Consider the following 26,765-nt stretch of genomic DNA (forward strand, 5'->3'; position numbering starts at 1 on the left):
TCGCATTAACTTGGTTTGACTTATTCGGTTCGTACGTCCACAGACGTGCGACAGAATCAATGTCGCTCAAGTAGCTGAGCCAATAATGATAAGAAGTCAGTGCACGAGGGACATATAACTGAGGTCGATGGAGACACGTCGGCCTTGTGTGCCCACCTTCAAACTCTTGTAAGTGCAGGAACCCACGGCACGCTGCCTGCGTACCCGTACACCTGGGTTGCTCATGATCGGGAATTGGAGGCGGATGGCGTTTATCATAGGTGTTACAGATGTTTAAGAAACTGAACACAGCCCTGCTGGGGCTGGCTTTGTCGATGGGGATCACGTCCGCTTACGCGGAGGCAAAGAAAGTCGATGTGCTGCTCATTGGCGGCGGCATCATGAGTGCAACGCTGGGTGTATGGCTCAATGAGCTGGAACCCGACTTGTCGATGGAAATGGTCGAGCGCCTCGACGGCGTCGCCCAGGAAAGCTCCAACGGCTGGAACAACGCCGGTACCGGTCACTCCGCCCTGGCCGAGCTGAACTACACCCCGGAAGACGACAAGGGCAACGTCCAGATCGCGAAAGCCGTTGAAATCAACGAAGCTTTCCAGATCTCCCGTCAGTTCTGGGCCTGGCAGGTTCAGCAAGGCGTGCTGAAGAACCCGCGTTCGTTCATCAACTCCACTCCGCACATGAGCTTTGTGTGGGGCGATGACAACATCAAGTTCCTGAAGAAGCGCTACGAAGCCCTGCAAGCGAGCCCGCTGTTCGCCGGCATGCAGTACTCCGAAGACCCGGCTGTGATCAAGAAGTGGGTTCCGCTGATGATGGAAGGGCGTGACCCGAACCAGAAAGTCGCGGCCACCTGGAGCCCGATCGGTACCGACATGAACTTTGGCGAGATCACCCGCCAGTTCGTTGCGCACCTGCAAACCACGCCGAAATTCGACTTGAAGTTGTCTAGCGAAGTGCAAGACATCACCAAGAACGCAGACGGCAGCTGGCGTGTCAGCTACAAAAACCTGAAAGACGGCACCAAAACCGAAACCGACGCCAAGTTCGTGTTCATCGGCGCGGGCGGCGGTGCACTGCACCTGCTGCAGAAGTCCGGTATTCCTGAAGCCCAGGAATACGCAGGCTTCCCGGTTGGCGGCTCGTTCCTGGTCACCGATAACCCGGCCATCGCCGAACAACACCTGGCCAAGGCCTACGGCAAAGCCTCCGTTGGCGCACCGCCAATGTCGGTTCCGCACCTGGACACCCGTGTCCTGGACGGCAAGCGCGTCATCCTGTTTGGCCCATTCGCGACCTTCAGCACCAAGTTCCTCAAAGAAGGCTCGTACCTGGACCTGCTGACCACCACCACCACACACAACGTGTGGCCAATGACCCGCGTCGGCATCAAGGAATACCCGCTGGTCGAGTACCTCGCAGGCCAACTGATGCTGTCTGACGAAGACCGCCTCAACGCCCTGAAAGAATACTTCCCGAACGCCAAAGCCGAAGACTGGCGCCTGTGGCAAGCCGGCCAGCGCGTGCAAATCATCAAGCGTGATGAAGCCGCCGGTGGCGTGCTGAAGCTGGGTACCGAAATCGTTGCTTCCGCTGACGGCACCATCGCCGGCCTGCTGGGCGCATCGCCAGGTGCATCGACTGCCGCACCGATCATGCTGACCGTGCTGCAGAAAGTGTTCAAGGACAAGGTTGCCACCCCAGCCTGGCAGGAAAAACTGCACCAGATCGTGCCAAGCTATGGCACTCAGCTGAACAACAGCCCTGAGAAAGTGGCTCAAGAGTGGGCTTACACCGCCAAGGTGCTGGAGCTGACTCCGCCACCGGTGATTGGTCAGGCAGCGACTCCTGCTGCTCCGGCTGAGAAGCCTAAGGCTGTGAAAGAGAATGCTGCGACGGATATGGCTCTGTAACTAGAGGCCTTATCGAAAGCCCACTGAACCGGTGACGGTCAGTGGGCTTTTTTGTGTCTGGGATTCAGCTCTGGCAGGTAGCGCAACACCTGAGTTTGGCGCGTTTTTTGTGGCGAGGGGGCTTGCCCCCGTTGGGCTGCGGAGCAGACCTGGATAGGACGGCTTCACTCATCGTCGTACATCAATTCCAGGCTTTTTATCCATTCATCCGTAGCCTCAAACCTTGCGTAGTACTCCTGCTTTTCTGAATCACTCAGTTGAGTGAAGAAGGGGAGGAAGTAGTTGTCGTTGTAGTAACCCTGAGCGCCTTGCATATCGCCTCCCCACCAGGAAGGGTTGTATCCCTCGAACGCTACCCAGGGCGGCGGAACGGCCAATTTTTCATCCTGAATGACGTTCAGAAAAACGACGCTGTTGGTAACCATCCGAATCGTTGTGGCGTTAAATTCTCCACTGGATTTGAAATAGATCAGGTGTTCGTTTTTCCGGATGTCTGAGTAGCGCTTTACGGGATGGTCGTTGAATGGCTTTTCAGCCTCGAATCTGAAATTCGATTCGACGAGTGTCGAAAATTTATGAGCGTATTCATGGTCGATTAGTAACGCAGAGTAATAGGCCGAGACACCGAAACCCTCCAAAGACACCGCCTGCGGATAATCGGTCAGAGGCCGAGTGAGGTGTCGTAACGGGACGATAAAAACTGACTTCAATTCCGGTATGGAGTAACCGACGATTTGCTCCTCTTGGTCGCGCCTTACGAAGGTCTTGATGCGATTGAAAATGCTCATTCCCTGTCCTCGATCCTTGAGATAACCAATCAACCTTGTCCGTTCTTGTGCGCTGACAGATAGGCGTGCTGTTCCGCTATCCACGCGTCCGGGTAGGGCTCCGAGTCCTCTGGAAACTCGGTTCGATACGTTCCGAAATCCAGAAAGTCGTAGTAAATCTGCATTGCTTCAATGTGGGAAGTAGCCCAGAAAATCCATATGCATTCACTGCCGGACTCGTTGAGGTTTCTGGCGGCATCACCGGATGGGCCGAGGGAGATGCAGGAGGGGAGTTGCTGGCCGTTTTCGTCAGGGCATAGCCAGATTTCGTGGTAGTAACGGTTGGGCATTGAGAATTTTTTACCGATTAGGGCTAGGCCATTGTAAGCGTTGGATTTAGCAAGCAATTCGTAGGTCAGCCCTTCCTCACGAAATGAGGTACGCCATTCGGGATAGTCGGGTCGGGGCTCACAAAGTAATCGAACGAAACGTCCTTGCTCAGAGATTGAAGCTTCTTCCACTACAGCCATATCCCCTGGCGCGGCTTGGGGGCGTTGGTTCAGCGTGTTGTGTAGTAAAAAGCCCTGTCCCATTTATGTGGGGCGGGGCTTTTGTGTTTTTAAGATTGAAAGATCAAAAGATCGCAGCCTTCGGCAGCTCCTATGTGTTCGTGTTGTTCGCGTGTCGCAGATATCGCCGATACAAAACGACACCCATGACAACCGAAAGCAACCCAACCCCCGCATTACCCAAAAGCCAAATCGCAAAGTTTCGACTTTGGTCTGCCTCACTCTCGTAGAACGGCCCAAAGTAGCCAGACACTGCCACGAATATCAAATTAAACGCCCCAACGGCCAGGGCAACAACAAGGATGACGAACAATGCCCCTTTAACAATTTTCATATGACCTTCCAAAACCATATTTCCTTCGACTCGTGGTAGTCGGAGAAACTGCCCTCAATGGAAAAACCCAACTGAATACGAGGGTAGCTCAGCCAGTCCGTGAGTCTACGCCCGTTCCATAGATCGATATGATCGCCGCTGCGATTGCCGAAGGTCTCGTTTCCTCGGCGCCAGAAATCCTTGAAGAAAATGATGCCTTGTTGCCCTTCAAGATCATCTTCGAAGTCCTTCGGCTTTATCTTTTTGACGGCATGCAGCCCGAGTATTTTGGCTTGGCTTAACGCCTGCGCGATTTCTTCTGCTGCCAATACATGCCCTTCGCTCTTGGGGTGCTGCCAACAGTGGCGGACATCCTTGAGCTTGCCGAGATCAGCACCTGCCCGGCGTAGTGCCACGCCGAGGTTGATAGCACACTGATCACTGAAGTTTTTGGCGCCGTTGGTTCTGCACGGAGCTGCGTCTCCAAATATTTCTGGGTGGTTTTTCCATAACGTGTCGAATGTGAGCACCCTGCCTTCTCCCTGTGGCCCTTTAATCCTGACGGCTAGCCTAGCAGAACGTCCTATTTGCTGAAGAGACCTCTCAGAGGTCAATGGAAAAATCGGAATATTCCCTCACCCTGCCGTAGGGAAGGGCAGTCTGTGGCAAGCCGGTCAACGCGTGCAAATCATCAAGCGTGATGAAGCCGCGGGTGGCGTGCTGAAGTTGGGTACCGAAATCGTTGCTTCCGCTGACGGCACCATCGCCGGTCTGCTGACCGTGCTGCAGAAAGTGTTCAAGGACAAGGTTGCCACCCCAGCCTGGCAGGAAAAACTGCACCAGATCGTGCCTAGCTATGGCACTCAGCTGAGCAGCAGACCTGAGAAAGTGGCTCAAGAGTGGGCTTACGCCGCCAAGGTGCTGGAGCTGACTCCGCCGCCGGATATGGCTCTGTAACTAGAGGCCCTGTCAAAAGCCCACTGGACCGGTGACGGTCAGTGGGCTTTTTTTGTGTCTGGGATTTAGCTCTGGCAGGTAGCGCAATACCTGAGTTTGGCGCGTTTTTTGTGGCGAGGGGGCTTGCCCCCGTTGGGCTGTGAAGCAGACCTGAGGAGAGCGGTTTCACTCATCGTCATGTATCAATTCCAGGCTTTTTTTCCATTTATCCGTAGCCTCAAACCTTGCGTAATACGCCTGCTTTTCTGAATCCAAAAATCTTCGCCTCCCTTACTGAACAGGGCTGCGGTTTGCGATTGCTTCCAAAACCGGCAAGGTTCCAGGTTCTATCATTTCAAGGGGGACGTTAACGAGGACCAGCTTTGCAAATTCGGGAAGTCCCATGAAGAGGATCGAGATCCGCGCGACACTGCCCATATGCGTTTCCAGCCGAAAGTAATTCATCTCCCTAGAGTATCGAACACTACAAACCTCGACCCAACTTAAATATCCGTGCTTTCGGAACACTCGGCCGAATGTAAGGCCATGCTCCGAGACTTCGTGTCGTTCGAGAAAATAAACGGCAACTAGATAGAGTCCCAGTAGCGCAAAGCTGAGAAAGCCAGCCGTTGTCCACGCAGTAGTCGTTTTATTGCTGATGATATTTGAGATGATTGCCAAGGCGGAGGATCCCAAGAGGCAAGTAAGGCCAACAATAAGGACGCCTCTCGGTAGTCTCAAGAGTCCTGATTCCTCAGTCGTCCGTTCCTTCATCTGCTCTTTCATGAACCATCGAAGAATAATCAGTATCAGAAGAGTTGCACTTGTCCATTGTATTATGAAAGCCAAGAATGAGTTGCTCATTGTGTCCCTCGTCGTTCTTGAATCCATATATTCTTTGGTGCTGTGGAGTTTGTTTGAATGCTCTGAGGTTGGTGGCGTCCCGGCGCGACTGTATATCCGGTACGTGAAGCAGCATTGCCAGTCGCTCACCGTAATTTTGCCTTTGCCTTCTTCAAGCATTCATCCATTGCTCTTTCTTGCACTGCTAATATCTTGTTTTGAGGTTGATAGAGTCCCGACACGGTTGTATATCCGTTACGTGAAGCGGCATTGTCAGTCGCGCCCTGTAACTTTTCTTTTTCCTTTTTCAAGCATTCATCCAGTGCTCTTTCTTGCTCTGCCGATACATCGATTTGAGGTTGATGGTTTTCCGGGGTGGCTATATATCCACTGCTGTCATCATTGGGCTCATCGTTTTTAATGGTCCCATCCTTCAAACGCTCCGATGAACTAGCTATTTCGCTTGAATTACTATCGTCTTTCTTATTTTCAGTCGCAGCCTGGCTTGAGTTCTGACTGACAGGGTGGTCACTCGATGTCACGGTGTTTGCGGTGGGTGTGTCGCTAGCTTTATTAGATTCCAGAGGGCGGGCGGCGGGAGCGGAGACGGTGTCTACTTTAACTGTTGGTTTGTTTTTCTTTGTCGACTTATTACCATTTTTTTGCGTTTTCTTAGCCATTGAAAAAGCAGAGTTTAGTTCTTTTTTGTTCTTGTGAATAAGAGTGTCGATCGGCACATAGCTAATAATTTGGTTGGGTTTTCTTTTGATATTTGAATTATAAAATTTCACTTGCTTCTGCGTTAGCTGGATATCGGCAACAGGCGACAATCGAATGAGGCCAGAAATCGCCTCGCGAGCAATAGCGTATGTCAGTTGATCAAGGCTGTAAGAAAAGCTATTACTGGTTTTGGGTATGGCAGAGGGTGGTGCTATTAATTCAATGGCACTGTCATGCCGGGAGAGCAATTTTCCTGCCGCTAAATCTTTATATGTGTAAACAACATTGCATTTCGATCGAGTCCCGCCTCGGGCGTTGCTTATAGATACTGAAGATATTTCTGTACTTATTTCAATGCGGCCGCTGTATTTTCCAAATTCGATAAAACGATCACTGTTATGAATTTCTTTTTGGGTCGCATTCTTGATGGAATTTCCCCAGTTTGAAATTTGTAATTCACCTGAAAAGTTGTTGTCTGTATCTGCATTTTCTTTGGTTTTTATTTCTGCAGGAAGCACAATAATATCTACATTGTATGCGAGGTCATAATAGTCAATATCAGGAACAATGCTATTATTTCTTTCGCTTGAGACTTCTGAATAATTTCTTATGTTGGCACAACTCGTCACTCCGAAAAAGCTAAAAGCCAGCACGAGTAAGGCAGTTATTTTTTTTGTCGACATGTTACCCTCCCATAATTATTGATCAAGGGCTTGCGTTGTCGTTGACGCATAACAATGATTGGGCCGAATTCGGCGGTAACGAAATAATAGAAGCCTCTAGATAACTCTGCGCTACCAATTCCGACTTTTTTAAAAGTCTATATAAATCATAGGTCTATATTTCACGCCCAACCCCTCAGCTGTAATCGCGCGACTTCTGTTTTTTGACGTCAATATACTGTTGGGTCAGATTGATCCGCAGGAGTAGATGAGGTTCAGGACGGTATCTACGATCACCAGCTGCCTGTGCTTAACCAGTCCAGGCATATAGCCGGTAGCCATGAAGTCAAGGCTCACCACTGGTCTTTCGGATCATTCTTTCCTGACAAGGGATCCGAGGACTGGCAGCCGTGTTCAAACTGAATGTCCGCCCCCCCAGGAGAGATGAATCCGGCCCCATTATTCTGGCTTCAACAGCATCTCTACCCATCACCAACTACACTTTCTCCAGCCAGTCCGGGCAATCGTCCGGGGGCACACTCCAGGAGGAATCATGACAAGGAAAAATGTCTCCAGCCCTGAACCCTCAGCTACCGAAGCCAACGTGCTGTTGAGCCCGCCCGACATAGCTGCTCTCGCCGAGATATCCATCACTGATCCTGACAAAATGCACCCTGCGTGGATCAAGGAGCAGTTTCCCGAGTACGTGGACCCGCATGCAGGCCATGAGGCCAGGACGGTTCGCGAGATTAATCACAAAGGGCACGTTGTCCGGATCGTGACCACCTACCAGGTGGAGGTGGATGGGACCCCGGTCCAGGCGCATCTGTTTGTGGACGATGCTGGGCAGGTCCATACGCACGCCACTCCATTCGTTTCTTACGGATCGGCTCTCGATTTGATGACAGCGGTAATCGATGCCTATCCCGAGTCTTTCGCCAAGGGCAATGGCGACGGGGGAGAGCACTCCGACCATCCCGTTCACCATGATCACGGAGCACATCATGATCAGGTCTAATGCTGTCAAAGATCTCGCGGCGCTTCAGAAATACGTCGAAGGGGTGAAGCTGCTCAAGGATCCTGCGCTGAATCCCTGGCCTGGGCAGGCCAATCTCTCGATTTATGACTCCCTGGTGGCCTGGCACCACCGGGCCATGATGATTTCAACGCCTGCGGGGCAGATGGCCAGGAATGCTGCGCATGGAGGCCCATCATTTTTACCGTGGCATCGCTACTTTCTAGTGCGGCTGGAATCGTTGCTTCGCAAAGCGGTAAATGACCCACACTTTCGAATTCCATATTGGGACTGGAACACTGACGCGGAACTTCAGGACCCCAGGACATCAGTCATCTGGTCGAATCAGTACCTTGGACAGTTCGTGGACGGGAAGTGGCGGGTACGACTGATGGGTGATGGCCGCACCATGGAACTGGGCCGGGTAAACCGCCCCCTGGTGCGTTATCTGGGGGGAGGTGGGGCGCTGCCCAGCCGAGCCAATGTACGCAAGGTCATCCAGGAAAATACCGTGTATGACAAAGTGCCCTACGACGCGGCGCAATCCACCGGTGGTGCGCGCAACTACATCGAGGGATGGACTGGCAAAGAACGCATTCACAACAACGTCCATGTGTGGGTCGGCGGTGACATGGGGTTGTCGTCTTCGCCAAACGACCCGGTGTTCTTTCTGCATCATTGCAATGTCGACCGGCTCTGGGCGGCATGGCAAGCGAAGCATCCCGCCGCCGCTTACGTACCTGACGCAGCGGCTCCCGATACGCTCAAGTTCCATCGGATCGATGACCCGATGTACAGCCCTTTTCCGGAAAAGGTGACACCTCGAGATGTTCTGAATTACAGCCAGTACTACAAGTACGACACTTTGAGCGACCTGCTTTAGGCAGCATCAAGCGGGGGAGCCTCTAGTCATACTGAACGCCTGCTCTTGCAGACTCGTTTGTATCAACGCAGCCAATTGTCGGGTGGCAGGCGCCAAGTGTTCTGCCCCTCGATAAAGCACATAGCCGAGGGTCGGCAGCGGGGTTAGACCGTCAATGACGGCGAGATGCCCTGGCAGCCCAATGCGGGTTCGCACCGTGAGGCCCAAACCGGCCGCAACGGCCGCCCAGATTCCACCAACGCTGGGGCTGGTTAGCGCGATTCGCCAGGGAATCCGCGCCTCATCAAGTGCCTGGGTGGCCGCGCTGCGCAACACGCAAGGGGCGTCGAACATGATCAATGGCAGGGGGAGATCGACAGAGTCGTTGATGGGGGGCGTGTCACGAAGCCCGATCCAGTGCATCTGCGTTTCACCCAAGTGCGTGGCGTAGGGGGACTTGTGCCCTGTGTCCCAAGACAGGGCCAGGTCCAAGCCACCGCTGTCGATCAATGCAAGCAGTTCGGTATTACGCGCGATCCTGACTTCGAGGCTCACCATCGGGTACATCTTGACGTAGCGTCGCAGAATGTCGCTGAGAAAGTGTTCGCCAAAGTCTTCCTGAAGCCCGAGGCGTACCGTGGCGGCGGTCTGGCTTTCGTGCAGGGTCTGGAAAATGCTGTCGTTCAGTTCAAGCAGTCGGCGTGCATGGCTGAGCAGGGTTTCACCCACCGGCGTCAACACCAGCCCTCGACCGGATTTGCACAGCACTGGCGTGCCTACCTGTTCCTCAAGCTTCTTGAGTTGTGCGCTTACGGCAGACGTCGAGCGATTGAGCCGATCCGCCGCCTTGGCAAAGCTGTTGAACTCCACGCCGGTCACGAAAGTACGCAGCACATCAAGATCGAAGGTCGGACGGCGCATCTAATCATCCATTAATTCGGGACTAAGGCTGCTATTAAATCTGATATTCGGAATGATCGCGACTTGATAGTTTTCCCCTGTCAGTTGGATTTTCAGGAGTAGGTCTTAATGCCATTTGCACGTATTTCACTGCACCGGGGAAAGTCTGCCGAGTATTTACAGGCCCTCTCACAAGGGCTGCACGACGCCTTGGTAGAAAGCTTCGAAGTGCCGATGGCTGATCGATTCCAGGTCATTCACCAACATGAAACGGGCGAGCTGATCTTTGATCCCGACTACCTGGGCGGTCCTCGTAGTGATGACTTTGTGCTGATCGCGATTACTGCCGGTCGCCCTCGAGACATCGAGACGAAACAGCGTTTTTATCGCAACCTGGTCGAGAAACTGGGCCGAGCGCCGGGCATCGATTCTGAGGACGTGATGGTGGTGATTACCACGACCGCGGCAGATGAGTGGTCGTTTGGTGGCGGGCGGGGCAACTAGTTTTTGCTCTCAAGCCTGTATTCCGTAAATGTGGGCTATCTGTGTCTATCGGCAGCGTGGCCCGATTGATAGGGTCCGTACTCACTCCACGTTGATGAGGCAATAATGGACCTTACCGCCATCCCCTTTGGGACTACCGATTGGTCGAAGATCGAACCGGTCGAACATGCTGGCCAGACGGGCACGGCCTACTGGCGGACATGCCAGTTTGGTTCGACGCGTGTGCGGATGGTTGAATACAGCCCCGGATATCTGGCCGATCACTGGTGTTGGAGAGGTCATATCCTATTGTGCCTGGAAGGCGAGTTACACACAGAACTGGAAGATGGCCGCCAGTTCACGCTGACTGCCGGAATGAGCTATCAGGTGGGCAACGATGCTGAGGGGCACCGCTCGTTTACCACTAGCGGTGCGAAGTTGTTCATTGTGGATTGATGTCTCGGATCTGATCCGTATTTTTCTTGGTTATCTGCATCTGTAATGGGATCAGCCCGCGGCTCACAATGACGGCACGGTCAGCAGTGGCGGTAACCGCTGCACCGCAAACTCATAGCGTAGGAGGCCCCATGGGCAAGATGGCAATTTTCCTGGGTGGATTTCTGGTGTTGACCATTTTGATTGGCGCGCTGGCCACGATCTCTCCCGTTTAGTCTCGTCCTGCGATCAGCAAAAAGCACAACGCCTCCACACTGGGAGGCGTTGGTTTTCTTCGGACAAGCTGATAGCACGGGGAATCAAGACCGCTTCAACGAATATGCTTGGAATAGGCCGCCTTAAGTGCCTCGGATACAAGGGCAATCAGTATCGGGGTAGAGCTGGACTGCATGTCTCTGCCGATGTCAGTTCGCCGCTCCAGCACTTTGCCAGCGTATTTGGATGCCTGGCCTTCAGACGTGAGTGACAACAGCTCTTCTTCAGTAAAAGACTTCTCATAAGCCGCAGCAAGATTCTGATTCCATTTCGGCTGGTACTGTGGAAGTAACGCGTCAATTTCGCTCGATACGGCACTGTGTGCTTTTTCACTCCCTAACTTTTCAATGAGCATCGCAAAGGTTTGTGTTTTCTTTGCCGCCAACAGGGCCAGTGTTGGCAGGCTGTCACCGACATGGGTTTGAGCAACAAAAGCGAGTGCTGTCTTATGCGCAAGTACTTCAGCCGCGACCGTGGTGGACAACACGATGGGCGCTACGAATGCGACCGCGACACAAAAAGACCTCATCAATTGATCTGGCTCCTTCGGTTCGCCACGTCGGTGATGCGCTACTGAGAACCCTAGTTGGGAAATACCTATATCGCTAGTGATTCGGTTCCACTGGGTTTGAACCTGGGGGCCCAAGCAATAAAAAGCCCACTGAACCAGTAACGGTCAGTGGGCTTTTTTCACGCTGGATTGAGCGCTTGCATCACCTCAGGTCAAACCGATCCAGATTCATCACCTTGACCCAGGCTGCCACGAAGTCTTTCACAAACTTCTCCTTCGCGTCGTTGCTGGCATAAACCTCAGCCAACGCCCTCAGCTGTGCATTCGAGCCAAACACCAGATCAACACGCGTCCCCGTCCATTTGAGGTCGCCGGTTTTACGATCGCGTCCCTCGAACTCTTCATTGGCCTCTGACACCGGTTTCCATTCCACGCCCATGTCGAGCAGGTTTTTGAAGAAGTCGTTGGTCAACGCTCCCGGTTGTTTCGTGAACACGCCGTGTTGGGTTTGGCCGACGTTGGTGTTCAGCACGCGCAGGCCACCAATGAGCACGGTCATTTCCGGCGCGGTGAGGGTCAGCAGTTGCGCCTTGTCGATCAGCAGTGCCTCGGCCGGTACGCGATAGCGGGTTTTGAGGTAGTTGCGGAAGCCATCGGCGGCGGGTTCGAGGTAGCCGAAGGATTCAACGTCCGTTTGCTCTTGCGAGGCGTCCATGCGTCCCGGTGTGAAAGGCACCGTGATGGTCTGGCCGGCATTTTTTGCCGCTTGTTCGACGCCGACACAGCCGGCCAGCACGATCAGGTCGGCCAGGGAGATTTTCTTGCCGCCGGTTTGCGCGCTGTTGAACTCATTCTGGATGCTTTCGAGTTTCGCCAACACGCTCGCCAGTTGCCCAGGCTGGTTGGCCTGCCAGGATTTTTGCGGAGCCAGACGCAGGCGTCCGCCGTTGGCGCCGCCACGTTTGTCGGAGCCGCGGAAGGTGGAGGCTGCTGCCCAGGCGGTTGATACCAATTGCGAGACGGTCAGACCGCTGGCCAGGAGCTTGCTTTTGAGCGCGGCGATGTCGCTGTCGTTGACCAGGGCATGGTCGACCGCCGGGATCGGGTCTTGCCACAGGAGTACTTCGTTGGGCATTTCCGGGCCGAGGTAGCGGGAGAGGGGCCCCATGTCGCGGTGGATCAGTTTGAACCAGGCGCGGGCGAAGGCGTCGGCCAACTGGTCCGGATTGGCGAGGAAGCGCCGCGAAATCGGTTCATAGATCGGGTCGAATCGCAGCGACAGGTCCGTGGTCAGCATGGTTGGGTTACGCCGCTTGGACGGGTCGTGAGCATCCGGAATGATGCCCGCGCCGGCACCGCCTTTCGCCGTCCACTGGTTGGCACCCGCCGGGCTCTTGGTCAGTTCCCACTCGAAGCCGAACAGGTTTTCCAGGTAGTTGTTGCTCCACTTCGTGGGCGTGGTGGTCCAGGTCACTTCCAGGCCGCTGGTGATGGTGTCGCCACCTTTACCGCTGCCGAAAGCGCTTTTCCAGCCCAGGCCTTGCTGTTCGAGGCCTGCGGCTTCGGGTTCTGCGCCGACGTTGTCGGCAGGGCCGGCGCCGTGGGTTTTGCCGAAAGCGTGGCCGCCAGCGATCAGCGCCACGGTTTCTTCGTCATTCATCGCCATACGGCCGAAGGTTTCGCGGATGTCTATCGCCGCAGCGACCGGGTCCGGGTTGCCTTCCGGGCCTTCCGGGTTGACGTAGATCAGGCCCATTTGCACGGCGGCGAGCGGGTTCTCCAGGTTGCGTTCGCCGGGTGCTTGCATGGCTTCTGTGTCTTTGCCGTAGCGGACGTCACCGCCCAGCCACGTGCTTTCGGTGCCCCAGTAGACATCTTCATCCGGTTCCCAGACGTCTGGCCGACCGCCAGAAAAACCAAAGGTCTTGAAGCCCATGGACTCCAGCGCGACGTTGCCGGTGAGGACGATCAGGTCGGCCCAGGAGATGTTGTCCCCATACTTTTGCTTGATCGGCCAAAGCAGCCGCCGCGCCTTGTCGAGGCTGACGTTGTCCGGCCAGCTGTTGAGCGGGGCGAAGCGCTGCTGACCGGAGCCGGCACCGCCACGACCGTCACCGACGCGGTATGTGCCGGCGGCGTGCCAGGCCATGCGAATAAACAGTGGCCCATAGTGACCGAAGTCCGCAGGCCACCAGTCTTGCGAATCAGTCATAAGCGCATGCAGGTCTTGTTTGACCGCCGCAAAGTCCAGTTTTTTGAACGCTTCGGTGTAGTTGAAGCCCTCGTCCATGGGGTCGGACAGGGGCGAGTGCTGGTGCAGGATCCTAAGATTCAGTTGGTTCGGCCACCAATCGCGGTTCGTCGTGCCGCCGCCAGCGGCGGCGTGTTTGAACGGGCATTTCGATTCATTTGCCATGTATGCGCTACCTTTGGTCGTGTTCATCCGGCTATCCGGCCCGGGGTTGGGCACGCAATAGCGACGAGCGGAATCAATGACATAGGCTGTAGCCGTTCGATCAATTGATCGTCGTGGTCACACGGGAAATCCGGATAGCGGCAATCGAGTTGCCAGCACGGTGGCCCACGGCAAGCCTAGTACGCTTTCTGACTCATTCGTATCTCTTCTCAGGTCTCAACCGGCCGGCTGACGCCAGCGCTCCAGTAAGGGTAGACGCCTATAAAGCAGTCAGCTAATAGGGGGAGTATTGGGGGGTGATAGGGATAGTCTTTTATCTGAGCCGTCGAGATGGAGCCGATCAAAAGGTATGCTGGGCCTTTTCCGTTGACCGCCACCCAAGGATCCACCCGATGTCTTTAAGCAAACGCGATCAGGCACACATCGAACGTCGCCTGGTCGCCACCCTGACCGAGGCGTGTGAAACGGCCAAGGCGGAAATAGTCGGGTTTTGCTGGTTGACCCACGAAATCGATTACGACGCCTTTCCATCCAGCCTGCGGGTGATTTGGGTCTTCGATACGCAGGCCCATAGGGATCAGGCGCTGGCGAGCGGGCAGGGCGAGCGCATGGTTGAACTGACGGCCGTAGCATTAAATGAAGCGGACGTACTCGTCAGCCCGGTCGCGGCCCATGTGCAGTTTGATTCTGAAGAACAATGTCAGCGTGCCAATGGCGGCAACTGGCAGCAACGCCTGGCGCCCAAGCGCTCGACGCGAGGTTGAGCCGTGGCCAAGGATATCGAAAATCCGTGTATTTCCGTTTGCCAGCTCAGTGGTGAACTGTGTGTCAGTTGTGGTCGCACCAAGGATGACATCAGAAAATGGAAACGCATGAAGCGTCCGGAAAAAATGGCGGCGGCGCAGCGGGCGAGTGTGCGGTTGAAGGGGCTTCAGAAAAGGAAGGTTTGAGGGGAAATACCTGTTGAAGGTCGTATGTGATCTGTAGCAGCTGGCGAAGCCTGCGTTCGGCTGCGAAGCAGTCGTAAAGCCAGAGTTTGCAGTGCATTAGGCAGATCGCGTCGGCCGGACTCACGACTGCTTCGCAGCCGAACGCAGCGTTCGGCGGCTGCTACAACGAGTGCGTGTCTGGACACGTACCAAGCATCAGATTAAACGCTCAGTTCAGGCGTAAAACCTTGAGCCCACTGGCGTCTGGCTGAGCATCAACACCACCTGCTTCCTCTGGTTGCCCTTTTCGGTTACCCATCAGGTTTTTTCTGGACGCGACGTGCCGATCATCACAAAAAGTGCTCGGGCTATCCGCTCACTTTTGTTCCGCCAGGCGTGCCGGGTGCCGTTTTGGATAACGATCTCGCCTGCCTTCACCAGACGGCTCTGACCGTTATCCAGCTCCAACCACATCTCTCCCTCCAGAATGATTCCGTAATCAATGGTGGCGGTGGTGTGCATGCCCGGATTTTCCGGTTCAAACGTTTCGATCAGGCCCGGCAGTGCGGCGCTCAGCTCTTCAAAAGCCTTAACGCCATCGACGAGATTCTGCATGACGGTGTCAGGCGGGAAATCAAACACGGCGATGCTGGTGCCACCCTGAGGAGGAATCAGCGACGCATAATCGAGCGTGGGATCGTGTTCCTGTGCAAGGAGTACCGGATTGGCGGGAGTGGTCCACAGCTGTGCCATCGCTTGCCCCGGGATGGAGGCAAAGGATTGCGCCCTTGGGGCATAGTCGTCGGAAACGAACACGGAATTCCCTTGTTCGTCGTGGCCGGTCACGATTCTTCTTATCTTCATTCTGGATTACTCAATGAGGCAGCCCATGGTGAACCAGGCCGAACCGCTGATCTGGATATCGTTGTCCATGATCCAGTGTAGGTCGACGGGGACTTCGCCGGTGATGGCGCCGACGTCCGAACCCCTAAGGTTGCGCGCACACCGCCCGAAGGCAATCACGCAGCCACCGATGCGCCGAGTCGGCATCCATCCGTGGATGCCACAGCATCGAAATGGTGATCGGCGGCAGCTCGAACGGCAGATCGAAACTGTGCAGGCCGGTGCGCAGGTTTTGGGTATGTCGGGCAGGCACGGTGGCGATCAGGTCCGAGGCGCGAGCCAGTGCCAGGGCGGCTGAGAAACCGCCGACGACGGTGATGATTTCCCGCTGCAGTCCCAGCGCTTCCAATGCTTCATCCATCGGCCCCTTATCGAGACCGCGCCGTGAAACCAGGATGTGCCGGCCAGCGGCATAACGGGAGGCGCTGACCTCGCCTTGGCTCAGCGGATGCCCCGTGCGCACGACGCCGATGAAACGGTCCTCGAACAGCGCGCGGGTGCGCACTTCCGGGCTGGTCGTGCCGCCGACCACACCGGTTTCCAGATCGACGGAACCGTCGCGAAGTGCGGCGCTGTCCTTGCTCGGCTTCTGCACAAAGTGCAAGCGCACGCCGGGGGCTTCTTCGCTGACGCGGGCGATCAGCGCCGGGCCGAAGTTTTCGACGAAACCGTCACTGGTGCGCAGCGTGAACGTGCGCACCAGGTGCTTGAGGTCGAGCTGTTCGGCGGGGCGCAAAACCGCCTCGGCGTCTTGCACCAATCGACTGACGTGTTCGCGCAATTCGAGCGCCCGGGGCGTTGGCACCAGGCCGCGTCCGGCCCGGACCAGCAGCGGGTCGCCTGTTGTTTCGCGCAACCGCGCCAACGCCCGGCTCATGGCCGACGGGCTCAGCCGCAGTCGTTGGGCGGCGCGGGCGACGCTGCCTTCGGCGAGCAGCACGTCCAGGGTAATCAGCAAATTGAGGTCAGGAGTCGTCATGCCGCAACGTTAGCACGGCTCCGGGCTGACATGGCGTCAAACGCATCTATCAAGTGCAAATGCTGCGCCTTCCGCCTTGTCACGCACGGGCATACGCTGCTGATCTACCTTTCAGACGTGGCCAGACAATGAAATCCATCACTCAATCAGGTTCGGTGCGCTGGGCGCTTGCCAGCCTTTCGCTGTCGATGTTGATGCCTTCACTCGACACCAGCATCGCCAATGCGGGATTGCCGACGTTGGCCGAGGCGTTCGATGCTTCCTTCCAACACGTGCAGTGGATTGTTCTGGCGTATCTGCTGGCGATCACCACGCTGATCGTCAGCGTCGGACGGCTTGGCGACATGCTCGGCCGTCGGCGTTTGCTACTGGTGGGCATCGGCATTTTTACCTTGTCATCGCTGGCCTGCAGTGTCGCGCCGTCGCTTGGGTGGCTGGTCGGCGCCCGGGCGGTGCAGGGGCTTGGGGCGGCGATCATGCTGGCGCTGACCGTGGCATTTGTCGGTGAGACGGTGCCGAAAGCGCAGACCGGCAGCGCCATGGGGTTGCTCGGAACGATGTCGGCGATCGGCACCACGCTGGGGCCGTCGCTCGGTGGGATGTTGATTGCCAGCGTTGGCTGGCAGGCGATTTTTCTGATCAACATACCGCTGGGTGTGCTGAATATCTGGCTCGCGTATCGCTATTTGCCTGCGGATGCTCAGCGGGCGAAAGCGGGGCGGGTGGGATTCGACAAGGCAGGCACGTTGTTGCTGGCACTGACGCTCGCAGCGTATGCGCTGGCCATGACGATCGGGCGCGGTGATTTTGGTCCGCTCAATATCGCGCTGCTACTGGCGGCTGTTTTCGGCGTTGGGCTTTTCATCTTCGTTGAGGCCACGGTTGCATCGCCATTGATCACATTAGCGCTGTTCCGCCAACAGGGATTGAGCGCCAGCCTGGCCATGAGCGCGCTCGTTTCGACGGTGATGATGGCGACGCTGGTGGTCGGGCCGTTTTATCTCTCGGGTGCGCTTGGCCTCGGCACCGCACTTGTCGGTTTCGCTTTGTCGGTCGGCCCGTTGGTGGCTGCATTGACCGGCGTGCCGGCCGGTCGCCTGGTGGACCGTTTCGGCACTCGGCGCATGACCCTTGTCGGGCTCGCGGCAATGGCGCTCGGCGCGAGTGCTTTATCAATGATGCCAGCGGGGTTCGGCCTCCTCGGTTACCTCGCCCCCATCGCGGTGATCACGGCCGGCTACGCGTTGTTTCAGGCGGCCAACAACACCGCGATCATGACCGACATCCGCCCGGACCAGCGCGGCGTGATTTCCGGCATGCTCAGTCTGTCACGCAATCTCGGCTTGATCACCGGAGCTTCGGTGATGGGCGCGGTGTTTGCGCTTGCCTCGGCGACGACAGACATCACCAGCGCGTCTCCCGCAGCCGTCGCCAGCGGCATGCGGATAACGTTTGCCGTCGCCGTGGCACTGATCATCCTGGCCCTTGCTGTGGCCCTGTTGCCGAGGGTTTCGGACTGCTGCACTGTGTGCAGTAATGAACTGCAGTAAGGCTATATTGTTCGCTATAAATCGAATGCCGATACTCCCTTCACATCGCGCAGACGGGCTGCGCTGAAGTGAAGGAGTCAGGCAATGGTTTCTGTTGTTCGTATCGCACACACCGGCGCACCTGAAGTGATGAACATCGAGCAGGTGACGGCGCGTGAACCGGGGCCGGGTGAAGTCTGGCTGGAGCAAGAGGCGATTGGCGTCAACTTCCTCGATGTGACCCAGCGCAACGGCGCCGTACCGCTGTCATTGCCGTCGGGGTTGGGTCTTGAAGGGGCGGGCCGGGTTGCCGCCATCGGCGCGGGGGTGAGCAACGTCAAGGTGGGTGATCGGGTGGCGTACGCCACGGGGCCGGTTGGCGCTTACGCCAGTGCGCGACTGTATCCGGCCGAGCGGCTGGTGCCGATTCCCGACGCGTTGACCGCTGAAGAGGCCGCCGCGGTGTTGTTCAAAGGCATTACCGCGCAATACCTGCTCAAGACGACTTATCCGGTCGGCCCCGGCACCATCGTGGTTCTGTATGGCGTAGCGGGCGGCCTCGGACAGATCATGGCGACGTGGGCCAAACACCTGGGGGCTTTTGTCATCGGCATTGTGTCCCGGGCCGAGAGTGTCGAGACGGCCAAGGCGCTGGGCTGTGATGCGGTGCTGGTGTTCAACGCCCGGACACTCGCCGCGGATGTCGCGAAGATCACCGACGGCAAGAAAGCCGATGTGGTCTACGATCCCATCGGGCGCGTGTCGTTCGAAGCGTCGCTCGACTGCCTGCGACCACGTGGGTTGATGGTGTCTTTCGGCGCATCGTCCGGGGCGCCGACGGCGGTCGAACTGGCCACGCTCAATGCCAAGGGCTCGCTGTTTCTGACCCGTCCTTCACTGGGTGCGCACACCGCGGACATCACTGAATACCGGCAACGGGCCGATGATGTACTGGCCGCAGTCGAGGCGGGCATAATCAAGCCCGGTATCTGGGGCCGCTATGCATTGGCCGATGTGGCCAAGGCCCATGCCGATCTGCAAGGTGGCCAATCTCGCGGAGCGATTGTCCTCAAACCTTGATCGCCGCTATCTGAAAGAAGAGTGTTTCGTGAACCCACTGGACAGCCGCCACATCGATGAAATTGCCGCGTTGCTTGCGGTTGCTTCGGCGCATTCATTCGTGGCCGCCGGGCGCCTGCTGCAACGTCATCCGACAGTGATTTCAAAGCGGCTGGCGGCCATGGAAAAGCGTTTGGGCGTGCGGCTGATGGAGCGTACGACACGACAGGTGCGGTTGACCGATGCCGGCAACCGCCTCGTCGAACGCCTGCGTTCTGCCACCGGGTTGATTATCGAGGCCGAACAGGAAGCCTCACTGGGCGCCGCGCAGGTGCGCGGCGTTTTGCGCCTGGCTTTTCCGGCGGCGATGGGGCGCCTGTGGCTGGCGCCGATGTTGCCGGAATTTCTGGCAGCTCATCCGCAGGTTTCCGTCGAGGTGGATTACAGTGATCGTGTCGTCGACATCATTGCTGAAGGATTCGATGCGGCAATTCGTATCGGCGAATTGAATGACAACCGCCTGGTGGCGAAGAAGCTCAGCGATCATCGCCGCATCCTCTGCGCTTCACCTGCTTATATAGAACAGCACGGTTTACCGACCAGCCCGAAACAGCTGACCGATCACAACTGCCTGGGCTTTACCGGCCTGGCGGCGTTCCCTGAATGGCGCTTGTCGAAGGGCGATCGGCACGAGAAGGTCATCACGCGGGGAACCTTGACCTCGAACGACGGCGAAGCATTGCTCGCTGCGGCCAAGGCCGGCGTCGGTATCCTGGGCGCCGGCGAGTGGCTGATGAGCCGGGAGATCGCCAACGGCCAGTTGGTGCGCGTTCTGCCGGAGTGGGATCTGGATGCCCAGGGCGGGATCTATCTGGTGCGAGCGTCCGCCGCCTTCACACCGGCGACGCTCATGGCATTCAAGACATGGCTTGAGACCAGATTCGCAGAGGGGCCGCCTTGGCTGCATGCCGTGTGACGGCCTCTCTGCGTTCCTGTTAGTGAGTGCCGCTGACGACCGCCGCTTGCGCCGTGCGCAACTCATGCCGATTGCCACGGAACAACACCAGTGTCGCGATCAACCCCAGCACCGCCGCGCCACTGAGCCAGATCCCCGGCGCTGCCTTGTTGTCCAGCACATGGATCAGGTACGTACAGGCCGCCGGGGTGAAACCACCGAACGTTGCGGTCGCCAGGCTGTAGGCCAGGGAGAAACCGGTGGTGCGAACTTCCACCGGCATGATCTCGGTCAGGGCCACCACCATGGCGCCGTTGTACGAGCCATACAGGAACGACAGCCACAACTCGACAATCAGCAAATGGCTGAAGCTGGGGTTCGCCACCAGCCACGACAGCGCCGGATAAGCCGTGAGGATTGCCAGAATCGTCGCACCCAGCAGCAGGGGTTTGCGTCCGATCTTGTCGGAAAGCGCGCCCATCACCGGCAGCCAGAAGAAGTTCGACAGGCCGATGCACACCGTCACCAGCAACGCATCCAGATCCGACAGATGCAGCTCGGCTTTGCCGAAGGTCGGGGTGTAGGCGGTGATCAGGTAGAACGACACCGTGGTCATCACCACCAGCGCCATGCCGGCGAGGACGATGCCGAAGTTCTGACCGATCGAGCGGACGATGTCCCGCAGGGTAGGGCGGTGTTTGCGTGCCTGGAATTCCGGGGTTTCTTCCAGCGAACGGCGGATCACGAAGATCGCCGGCACGATCATGCAGCCGATCAGGAACGGCACGCGCCAGCCCCACTCACCCATTTGGTCGGGGCTCAGCCAGTGGTTCAAGCCCACGCCGAGCAGGCCGGCGAATACCACCGCGGCTTGCTGGCTGGCGGACTGCCAACTGACGAAGAAGCCTTTGCGACCCGGTGTGGAAATTTCGGCGAGGTACACCGACACACCACCCAGTTCCACGCCAGCGGAGAAGCCTTGCAACAGGCGGCCGAACAATACGATCAGCGGCGCCGCGACGCCCAGCGTGGCGTAACCCGGCACGCAGGCAATCAACACCGTGCCGGCGGCCATCAACGCCAGTGTGATGATCAGGCCTTTGCGGCGGCCGTGGCGGTCGATGTAGGCGCCGAGGAAAATCGCCCCCAACGGACGCATCAGGAAACCAGCCCCGAAAGTGGCCAGAGACAGCATCAGGGAAGCAAACGCGCTATCGGCGGGAAAGAAGGTTTTGGCAATGGCCGTGGCGTAAAAGCCGTAGACCATGAAGTCGAACATTTCGAGAAAGTTACCGCTGACAACGCGAAAGATCGCTTTGCCTTTGCTCGTGCTGGAAGACATTTGTAGATACTCACTCTGGTCAATCTTGTTTGAAAGCGCTGCACCTGTGGGAGGGAGCAGGCCTCGCTCCCATGCGCTCTGAAGCCCATAATGGCGGGCGCGGTTTTGAGGGGAGATGAAGATTTGTTAACTGGACGGTGGGGCGGACTTGTGGTGCTGGCCGGCGTTTTATCCGGTTGTGGCAACGGCGACAGCCTGGAACGCTTCGACGGCCCGACCATGGGCAGTCGTTATTCCATTCAATACGTAAGACATGCCTCCACGCCCGGGCCGAAAGCGGTGCAGGCCGAAGTGGAAAATATCCTCGCCGAAGTGGATCGACAATTTTCGACCTATCGCAGCGACTCGGACATCGAGCGCTTCAATAATTTGCCCGCCAACCACTGTCAGAAAATGCCCACGCCGATCCTTGAATTGATCCGTGTGGGCGAACAGTTGTCATCCCAAAGCGACGGCTCCTACGACCTGACGGTGGAGCCGCTGCTCAACCTCTGGGGATTTGGCCCGCAGGCGCGTGAGGAGAAAGTCCCGAGTGCCGAAGCGTTGGCCGAGGTGCGGCAGCGCGTCGGCCATCGCCACTTGCGCATCGACGGCGACCAGTTGTGCAAGGATGCCGCGATCGAAGTCGACTTCAACAGCATCGCTGCCGGTTACGCGGTCGACACGATTGCCGCCAGACTCGAAGCGCTGGGCATCCACGACTACCTCGCTGAAGCCACCGGTGAACTCAAGGCCGTCGGCAAAAAACTCGACGGCTCACCGTGGCGCATCGCCCTGGAAGAACCCCGTGATGATCAGCACGTGGCCGAGCGTGTCATCGCCGTCGACGGCTACGGCGTGTCCACCTCCGGTGACTACCGTAACTATTTCGAGCAGGGTGGCCGGCGCTATTCCCACACCTTCGATGCCCGCACCGGAACACCGGTCCTACACACTCTGGCGTCAGTCACGGTGATTCATCCTTCAGCGTTGATGGCCGATGGCTTATCGACGCTGTTGCTGATTCTTGGCCCTGAACGGGGTTGGGACTATGCCCAGACGCATGACATTGCTGCATTCTTTGTGATTCGTGCCGATACAGGTTTTGTCACACGCACCAATCAGGCTTTTGAGCGCCTGGCCGGTGAGAAAACCGAGTGATTGCGGCTGCAAAAGCATTTTTCGATGGCTTTGTAGTGCAGGCAAAACTAGCCTACGACGCGACCAAGGGTTAATGTGCGCGGCGTTGACGCTTCTATAGACTGTGTCCGGGTTCTGCACTGGCCCCAAATTGTTCCTTCACGCCGCCGATCGGTGTGATTTAGCCGCAGGCGCCGAGGGTGCCGCGGCCTGTTCTGAGGAGTACGCATGGCTGTCTACAACTACGATGTGGTGGTGTTGGGTTCCGGCCCGGCGGGAGAAGGCGCGGCAATGAACGCCGCCAAGGCAGGGCGCAAGGTAGCGATGGTCGATAGCCGTCGCCAGGTCGGCGGCAACTGCACCCACCTGGGCACCATCCCGTCCAAGGCCTTGCGTCACTCGGTCCGGCAGATCATGCAGTTCAACACCAACCCGATGTTCCGGGCCATTGGTGAGCCGCGCTGGTTCTCGTTCCCGGACGTATTGAAAAGCGCTGAAAAAGTCATCTCCAAACAAGTCGCCTCGCGCACCGGCTACTACGCCCGTAACCGCGTCGACGTGTTCTTCGGCACCGGCAGCTTCGCCGACGAGCAAACCATCGAAGTCGTCTGCGCCAACGGTGTGGTCGAAAAACTGGTGGCCAAGCACATCATCATCGCCACCGGCTCGCGTCCTTATCGTCCGGCGGACATCGATTTCCATCACCCGCGCATCTACGATAGCGACACCATCCTCAGCCTCGGCCACACCCCGCGTAAACTCATTGTTTACGGCGCCGGCGTGATCGGCTGCGAATACGCCTCGATCTTCAGTGGTCTGGGTGTATTGGTTGAACTGGTGGACAACCGTGGTCAGTTGCTGAGCTTCCTCGACTCGGAAATTTCCCAGGCCCTGAGCTACCACTTCAGCAACAACAACATCACGGTTCGCCACAACGAAGACTACGACCGTGTCGAAGGTGTGGACAACGGCGTGATCCTGCACCTCAAGTCCGGCAAGAAGATCAAGGCCGACGCCTTGCTCTGGTGCAACGGCCGTACCGGCAACACCGATCAGTTGGGTCTGGAAAACATCGGCGTGAAGGTCAACAGCCGTGGCCAGATCGAAGTCGACGAGAACTACCGCACCTGCGTGCCGAACATTTATGGCGCCGGTGACGTGATCGGCTGGCCGAGCCTGGCCAGTGCCGCCCACGACCAGGGTCGTTCGGCCGCTGGCAGCATCGTCGATAACAACAGCTGGCGCTTCGTCAACGACGTGCCGACCGGCATCTACACCATTCCGGAGATCAGTTCGATCGGCAAGAACGAGCAGGAGCTGACCCAGGCCAAGGTGCCGTACGAAGTGGGCAAGGCATTCTTCAAGAGCATGGCGCGTGCGCAGATCGCCGGCGAGCCGCAAGGCATGCTGAAGATCCTGTTCCACCGCGAGACGCTGGAAGTGCTGGGCGTTCACTGCTTCGGTTATCAGGCGTCGGAGATCGTGCACATCGGTCAGGCGATCATGAACCAGCCGGGCGAGCAGAACACCCTGAAGTACTTCGTCAACACGACGTTCAACTACCCGACCATGGCTGAAGCCTATCGGGTAGCGGCGTACGATGGCCTCAACCGGCTTTTTTGAGCGGCTCCGGCCGGTGGCCTGAGCCGGCCGGGGAGACCGATTTCAGCAATTCTCGAGCGTGGCGGTGGCCAAACCGGGAAAGTCTGTAATCAGGCTGTCAACGCCGAAGTCGGCGAGCCTGCGCATCAGCGCAGGCTCGTTGACTGTCCACACCGACACATGCAGCCCCTGACGCTGCGCCTTCTGCAGGCGTTCCGGCGTACACAGGGTCCAGTTCAGCGCCAGCATCTCACAGCCATAGTTTTGCGCGACCTTCAACGGGTCGAGCCAGGCGTACTCGGCCACCAGTCCGCGAGACACGTCCGGCACCAGGTCCAGCGCGGCTTTCAACACTTCGCGTGAACTCGAGGTAATCGTGACCTTGTCCCGTATGCCGAAACGCTGGGCCATTTCGCGAATCGCCAGCACGGTGGTTGCGGCACGGGTGCGTGAAGCACTTTTGACTTCCAGTTGCCAGTGCTCGAAATCGCATTGTTCGAACAATTGTTCCAGCGTTGGAATCGGGCAGGGTTTGATCCAGCCCGGGCCACCCTTGCGCGCGTCGTAGGTCACCAGCTCCGCAGCCGTGTGTTCGACCACTTTGCCGCGGCGGTCGGTGGTGCGTTTGAGGGTCGGGTCGTGGATCACCATCAACTCGCCGTCCATGGACAGGTGCAGGTCCAGTTCGCAACGATGCACGCCGTGCTTGAGGCATTGCTGAAAGCTGGTCAGGGTGTTTTCCGGTGCTTCGCCTTTGGCGCCGCGATGGCCGTAGATGAGAGTCACGGTTCTTCCTTAATTAATGGCCGGTTTCGTTTTGTTCGCGCGCCAGGCGTCGTTCTTGTGCCTGTCGCTGCAAGATGTAGCGGGCCAGCAGTTGTCGCTGGGCATCGGACAGGTATTCGAACTCGGTGCCGACGTCGTAGCCGCCACCCTTGCGGTCGCAATGGGTGACGCGGGCCCGCAGCAACAGGCCGAGGGCTTGTGGCATCAGCACCAGCTTGACCGACAGGTGCGCGCCGGTGGCAATGGGCGTCGGATGCTGAAAGTCGATGCCACCTTCGGAGATGATCACCGGCTGCGGTTCGCCGATCTGTCCGAGCACGGTCAGGGCGACCACCTGGCTCAGCAGATCGATGCGTTTGTTCTGTGATTTCAGGAATGCGGCGATGGTCCGGTCGCGTTCGTTGATCTGGCGCAACAGGTGTTGCGACTCGAATTCGCTCAGGTGCAGTTCGCTGAGCAGGTTGAATAGCGGGGAAGCATCCTGCAACACTTCCTGGCCTGCTGCTTCGGGAGCAGACAGGGGCCGAATTTCCAGTGCGATCGTGTCCTCGATACGGTAGTATTCGCGGCGATCTTCTTCATCTAATGTCGACATGGCGAACCCATGGTAGCGGCGGTGGTCTGAGTGTAAAGCTGGTTATCGACCCCCGCCACAAGGACGTTCCTTTTCCCTCCGAACAAGCCCCGACATGTTCAGACCTCTCTTCGTATTTATCGGCACGCGTTATACCCGTGCAAAACGTCGCAATCATTTTGTGTCATTCATTTCCCTGACCTCGATGATCGGACTCGCCCTCGGCGTGGTCGTGATGATCGTGGTGCTGTCGGTCATGAACGGCTTCGATCATGAGATGCGCACCCGTGTGCTGGGCATGGTGCCCCACGCGACCATCGAGTCCGGCGAGCCAATCAGCGACTGGCAAAGCCTGGCCGCCAAGGTCAAGCAGAACCCGCAGGTGGCAGCGGTTGCGCCCTTCGTCCAGATGCAGGGCCTGCTGACCAATAACGGCAAGGTTTCCAAAGTGCTGCTCAATGCCATCGACCCTGTGCAGGAACGGCAGGTGTCGATCATTGATAACTTCATGCAGCAGGGCAAACTCGACGACCTGGCGCCGGGCAGTTTCGGCATCGTCATCGGTGACAAGGCGGCAGCCAAGCTCGGCGCGGCGGTTGGCGACAAGCTGACGTTTGTCGCGCCGGAAGTCACCGTGACCCCGGCCGGGATGTTTCCGCGCATGAAACGCTTTACTGTGGTCGGCATCTTCCATGTCGGCGCCGGTGAGCTGGACGGCTATCTGGGCCTGACCAATCTGCAGGATCTGGCCAGGTTGCACCGCTGGCAACCGGATCAGGTTCAGGGCTTGCGACTGAAGTTCGACGACCTGTTCCAGGCGCCGCGCACCGCGTGGACCATCGCCCAGCAACTTGGCGAAGACAAGTACTACGCCCGCGACTGGACCCGTACCCACGGCAATCTTTATCAGGCGATCCGCATGGAAAAAGCCATGATCGGCCTGCTGTTGCTGCTGATCGTCGCCGTTGCTGCGTTCAACATCATTTCCACGCTGGTGATGGTGGTGAACGACAAGAAGGGCGACATCGCGATCCTGCGCACCCTGGGCGCCACGCCGGGTTCGATCATGGCGACGTTCATGGTCCAGGGCACGGTCATTGGTGTGGTCGGTACGCTGATCGGTGCCGTGGTCGGGATCTTCGCCGCACTGAACGTCAGCGCGGCGATCTCGGCCCTCGAAGGGCTGATCGGCCACAAGTTCTTGAACGCCGACGTGTATTTCATCGATTACCTGCCGTCGCAAGTGCAGAGCCAGGACGTGTTGATGGTCTGCGCCGCCGCGTTGGTCCTGAGTTTCCTCGCCACCCTGTATCCAGCCTGGCGTGCCGCGCGCACCCAGCCTGCGGAGGCGCTACGTTATGAGTGAGTCG

The 26,765-nt window shown here is 57.5% G+C and carries 27 protein-coding genes and 1 pseudogene; 14 read left to right on the plus strand and 14 right to left on the minus strand.

What is annotated here, in order from left to right:
• Nucleotides 1-269 precede the first annotated feature (269 nt).
• The gene (gene mqo, locus ACEN9A_RS09225) at nt 270-1,910 is read left to right on the plus strand and encodes a malate dehydrogenase (quinone) (protein ID WP_019649436.1); all 1,641 of its coding nucleotides are present in this window, start codon (nt 270-272) and stop codon (nt 1,908-1,910) included.
• Nucleotides 1,911-2,074: 164 nt separating this feature from the next.
• On the opposite strand, the gene ACEN9A_RS09230 is transcribed toward mqo, so the two are convergent.
• The 4 genes from ACEN9A_RS09230 to ACEN9A_RS09245 form a co-directional block, all read right to left on the minus strand.
• Nucleotides 2,075-2,698 carry a hypothetical protein gene (locus ACEN9A_RS09230; protein ID WP_019649435.1) on the minus strand — a complete coding sequence of 208 codons (624 nt, stop codon included), beginning with the start codon at nt 2,696-2,698 and terminating at the stop codon, nt 2,075-2,077.
• Between the two features lie 29 nt (nt 2,699-2,727).
• Complete coding sequence (locus ACEN9A_RS09235; RefSeq protein ID WP_258673071.1) at nt 2,728-3,198, minus strand: hypothetical protein; 471 nt, start codon at nt 3,196-3,198, stop codon at nt 2,728-2,730.
• A 139-nt stretch (nt 3,199-3,337) separates the two neighbouring features.
• Entirely contained in the window at nt 3,338-3,580 is a 243-nt protein-coding gene (locus tag ACEN9A_RS09240; protein WP_258673073.1) for a hypothetical protein, read from the minus strand.
• A complete protein-coding gene (locus ACEN9A_RS09245; RefSeq protein ID WP_258673074.1) occupies nt 3,577-4,089 on the minus strand; it encodes a type VI secretion system amidase effector protein Tae4 in 513 nt (170 codons plus the stop codon). Before ACEN9A_RS09245 ends, ACEN9A_RS09240 begins: the two co-directional genes overlap by 4 nt.
• Before the next feature lie 100 nt (nt 4,090-4,189).
• On the opposite strand from ACEN9A_RS09245, the pseudogene ACEN9A_RS09250 reads away from it, so the two are divergent.
• Nucleotides 4,190-4,501: pseudogene (locus ACEN9A_RS09250) on the plus strand (malate:quinone oxidoreductase); the annotation flags it as partial.
• A 285-nt stretch (nt 4,502-4,786) separates the two neighbouring features.
• Here ACEN9A_RS09250 and ACEN9A_RS09255 read toward each other — a convergent pair.
• Both ACEN9A_RS09255 and ACEN9A_RS09260 read right to left on the minus strand, forming a co-directional pair.
• The gene (locus tag ACEN9A_RS09255) at nt 4,787-5,359 is read right to left on the minus strand and encodes a hypothetical protein (protein ID WP_413388381.1); all 573 of its coding nucleotides are present in this window, start codon (nt 5,357-5,359) and stop codon (nt 4,787-4,789) included.
• A 125-nt stretch (nt 5,360-5,484) separates the two neighbouring features.
• Complete coding sequence (locus ACEN9A_RS09260; RefSeq protein ID WP_258673075.1) at nt 5,485-6,741, minus strand: hypothetical protein; 1,257 nt, start codon at nt 6,739-6,741, stop codon at nt 5,485-5,487.
• 532 nt (nt 6,742-7,273) lie between these two features.
• Here ACEN9A_RS09260 and ACEN9A_RS09265 point away from each other — a divergent pair.
• Nucleotides 7,274-7,738, plus strand: a complete 465-nt coding sequence (locus ACEN9A_RS09265) for a hypothetical protein (RefSeq protein WP_258673076.1) — start codon at nt 7,274-7,276, stop codon at nt 7,736-7,738.
• Entirely contained in the window at nt 7,725-8,618 is an 894-nt protein-coding gene (locus ACEN9A_RS09270; RefSeq protein ID WP_258673077.1) for a tyrosinase family protein, read from the plus strand. The genes ACEN9A_RS09265 and ACEN9A_RS09270 overlap by 14 nt, the downstream gene beginning before the upstream one ends.
• Nucleotides 8,619-8,624: 6 nt before the next feature.
• On the opposite strand, the gene ACEN9A_RS09275 is transcribed toward ACEN9A_RS09270, so the two are convergent.
• Nucleotides 8,625-9,518, minus strand: coding sequence for a LysR substrate-binding domain-containing protein (locus ACEN9A_RS09275; protein WP_258673078.1), 894 nt, complete (start codon nt 9,516-9,518; stop codon nt 8,625-8,627).
• Nucleotides 9,519-9,626: 108 nt separating this feature from the next.
• On the opposite strand from ACEN9A_RS09275, the gene ACEN9A_RS09280 reads away from it, so the two are divergent.
• Both ACEN9A_RS09280 and ACEN9A_RS09285 read left to right on the plus strand, forming a co-directional pair.
• The gene (locus ACEN9A_RS09280) at nt 9,627-10,001 is read left to right on the plus strand and encodes a tautomerase family protein (protein ID WP_064616942.1); all 375 of its coding nucleotides are present in this window, start codon (nt 9,627-9,629) and stop codon (nt 9,999-10,001) included.
• A 105-nt stretch (nt 10,002-10,106) separates the two neighbouring features.
• Complete coding sequence (locus ACEN9A_RS09285; protein WP_007935309.1) at nt 10,107-10,436, plus strand: DHCW motif cupin fold protein; 330 nt, start codon at nt 10,107-10,109, stop codon at nt 10,434-10,436.
• Nucleotides 10,437-10,746: 310 nt separating this feature from the next.
• On the opposite strand, the gene ACEN9A_RS09290 is transcribed toward ACEN9A_RS09285, so the two are convergent.
• On the minus strand, nt 10,747-11,178 hold the full coding sequence (locus tag ACEN9A_RS09290) for a hypothetical protein (RefSeq protein ID WP_258673079.1): 432 nt from the start codon (nt 11,176-11,178) through the stop codon (nt 10,747-10,749).
• 226 nt (nt 11,179-11,404) lie between these two features.
• Nucleotides 11,405-13,645, minus strand: coding sequence for a catalase/peroxidase HPI (katG, locus tag ACEN9A_RS09295; protein WP_258673080.1), 2,241 nt, complete (start codon nt 13,643-13,645; stop codon nt 11,405-11,407).
• Between the two features lie 365 nt (nt 13,646-14,010).
• Here katG and ACEN9A_RS09300 point away from each other — a divergent pair, with 365 nt between their 5' ends.
• Together ACEN9A_RS09300 and ACEN9A_RS09305 are read left to right on the plus strand one after the other, a co-directional pair.
• Nucleotides 14,011-14,382, plus strand: coding sequence for a hypothetical protein (locus ACEN9A_RS09300; RefSeq protein WP_258673081.1), 372 nt, complete (start codon nt 14,011-14,013; stop codon nt 14,380-14,382).
• A 3-nt stretch (nt 14,383-14,385) separates the two neighbouring features.
• A complete protein-coding gene (locus ACEN9A_RS09305; RefSeq protein WP_081628231.1) occupies nt 14,386-14,568 on the plus strand; it encodes a DUF1289 domain-containing protein in 183 nt (60 codons plus the stop codon).
• Between the two features lie 297 nt (nt 14,569-14,865).
• Here the strand turns inward: ACEN9A_RS09305 and ACEN9A_RS09310 are convergent, their stop codons facing one another.
• Both ACEN9A_RS09310 and ACEN9A_RS09315 read right to left on the minus strand, forming a co-directional pair.
• Complete coding sequence (locus ACEN9A_RS09310) at nt 14,866-15,411, minus strand: cupin domain-containing protein (protein WP_258673084.1); 546 nt, start codon at nt 15,409-15,411, stop codon at nt 14,866-14,868.
• A 124-nt stretch (nt 15,412-15,535) separates the two neighbouring features.
• Nucleotides 15,536-16,429 carry a LysR family transcriptional regulator gene (locus ACEN9A_RS09315; RefSeq protein WP_413388437.1) on the minus strand — a complete coding sequence of 298 codons (894 nt, stop codon included), beginning with the start codon at nt 16,427-16,429 and terminating at the stop codon, nt 15,536-15,538.
• Nucleotides 16,430-16,557: 128 nt separating this feature from the next.
• On the opposite strand from ACEN9A_RS09315, the gene ACEN9A_RS09320 reads away from it, so the two are divergent.
• The 3 genes from ACEN9A_RS09320 (at nt 16,558) to ACEN9A_RS09330 (ending at nt 19,993) form a co-directional block, all read left to right on the plus strand.
• Nucleotides 16,558-17,979 carry an MFS transporter gene (locus tag ACEN9A_RS09320; RefSeq protein WP_258673088.1) on the plus strand — a complete coding sequence of 474 codons (1,422 nt, stop codon included), beginning with the start codon at nt 16,558-16,560 and terminating at the stop codon, nt 17,977-17,979.
• An 84-nt stretch (nt 17,980-18,063) separates the two neighbouring features.
• Nucleotides 18,064-19,038 carry a quinone oxidoreductase family protein gene (locus ACEN9A_RS09325; protein WP_258673090.1) on the plus strand — a complete coding sequence of 325 codons (975 nt, stop codon included), beginning with the start codon at nt 18,064-18,066 and terminating at the stop codon, nt 19,036-19,038.
• 28 nt (nt 19,039-19,066) lie between these two features.
• Entirely contained in the window at nt 19,067-19,993 is a 927-nt protein-coding gene (locus ACEN9A_RS09330; RefSeq protein WP_258673095.1) for a LysR family transcriptional regulator, read from the plus strand.
• A gap of 19 nt (nt 19,994-20,012) precedes the next feature.
• Here ACEN9A_RS09330 and ACEN9A_RS09335 read toward each other — a convergent pair whose 3' ends face one another.
• On the minus strand, nt 20,013-21,314 hold the full coding sequence (locus ACEN9A_RS09335; RefSeq protein ID WP_258673096.1) for an MFS transporter: 1,302 nt from the start codon (nt 21,312-21,314) through the stop codon (nt 20,013-20,015).
• A gap of 90 nt (nt 21,315-21,404) precedes the next feature.
• Between ACEN9A_RS09335 and ACEN9A_RS09340 the strand changes: the two genes are divergently transcribed.
• Both ACEN9A_RS09340 and sthA read left to right on the plus strand, forming a co-directional pair.
• Complete coding sequence (locus ACEN9A_RS09340; protein ID WP_258673101.1) at nt 21,405-22,454, plus strand: FAD:protein FMN transferase; 1,050 nt, start codon at nt 21,405-21,407, stop codon at nt 22,452-22,454.
• Nucleotides 22,455-22,661: 207 nt separating this feature from the next.
• Nucleotides 22,662-24,056 (plus strand): Si-specific NAD(P)(+) transhydrogenase, encoded by a 1,395-nt coding sequence (gene sthA, locus ACEN9A_RS09345; RefSeq protein WP_258673103.1) that lies wholly within the window; start codon nt 22,662-22,664, stop codon nt 24,054-24,056.
• Nucleotides 24,057-24,098: 42 nt separating this feature from the next.
• Here sthA and ACEN9A_RS09350 read toward each other — a convergent pair whose 3' ends face one another.
• Nucleotides 24,099-24,821, minus strand: coding sequence for a glycerophosphodiester phosphodiesterase (locus tag ACEN9A_RS09350; RefSeq protein WP_258673105.1), 723 nt, complete (start codon nt 24,819-24,821; stop codon nt 24,099-24,101).
• Nucleotides 24,822-24,834: 13 nt separating this feature from the next.
• Nucleotides 24,835-25,416: a PilZ domain-containing protein gene (locus ACEN9A_RS09355; protein WP_019649415.1), complete on the minus strand. Its 582-nt coding sequence runs from the start codon at nt 25,414-25,416 to the stop codon at nt 24,835-24,837.
• Between the two features lie 94 nt (nt 25,417-25,510).
• Here ACEN9A_RS09355 and ACEN9A_RS09360 point away from each other — a divergent pair, with 94 nt between their 5' ends.
• Nucleotides 25,511-26,761, plus strand: coding sequence for a lipoprotein-releasing ABC transporter permease subunit (locus ACEN9A_RS09360; protein ID WP_258673107.1), 1,251 nt, complete (start codon nt 25,511-25,513; stop codon nt 26,759-26,761).
• Nucleotides 26,762-26,765: the final 4 nt, after the last annotated feature.

It is taken from the genome of Pseudomonas sp. Pseusp18, from assembly GCF_059506005.1.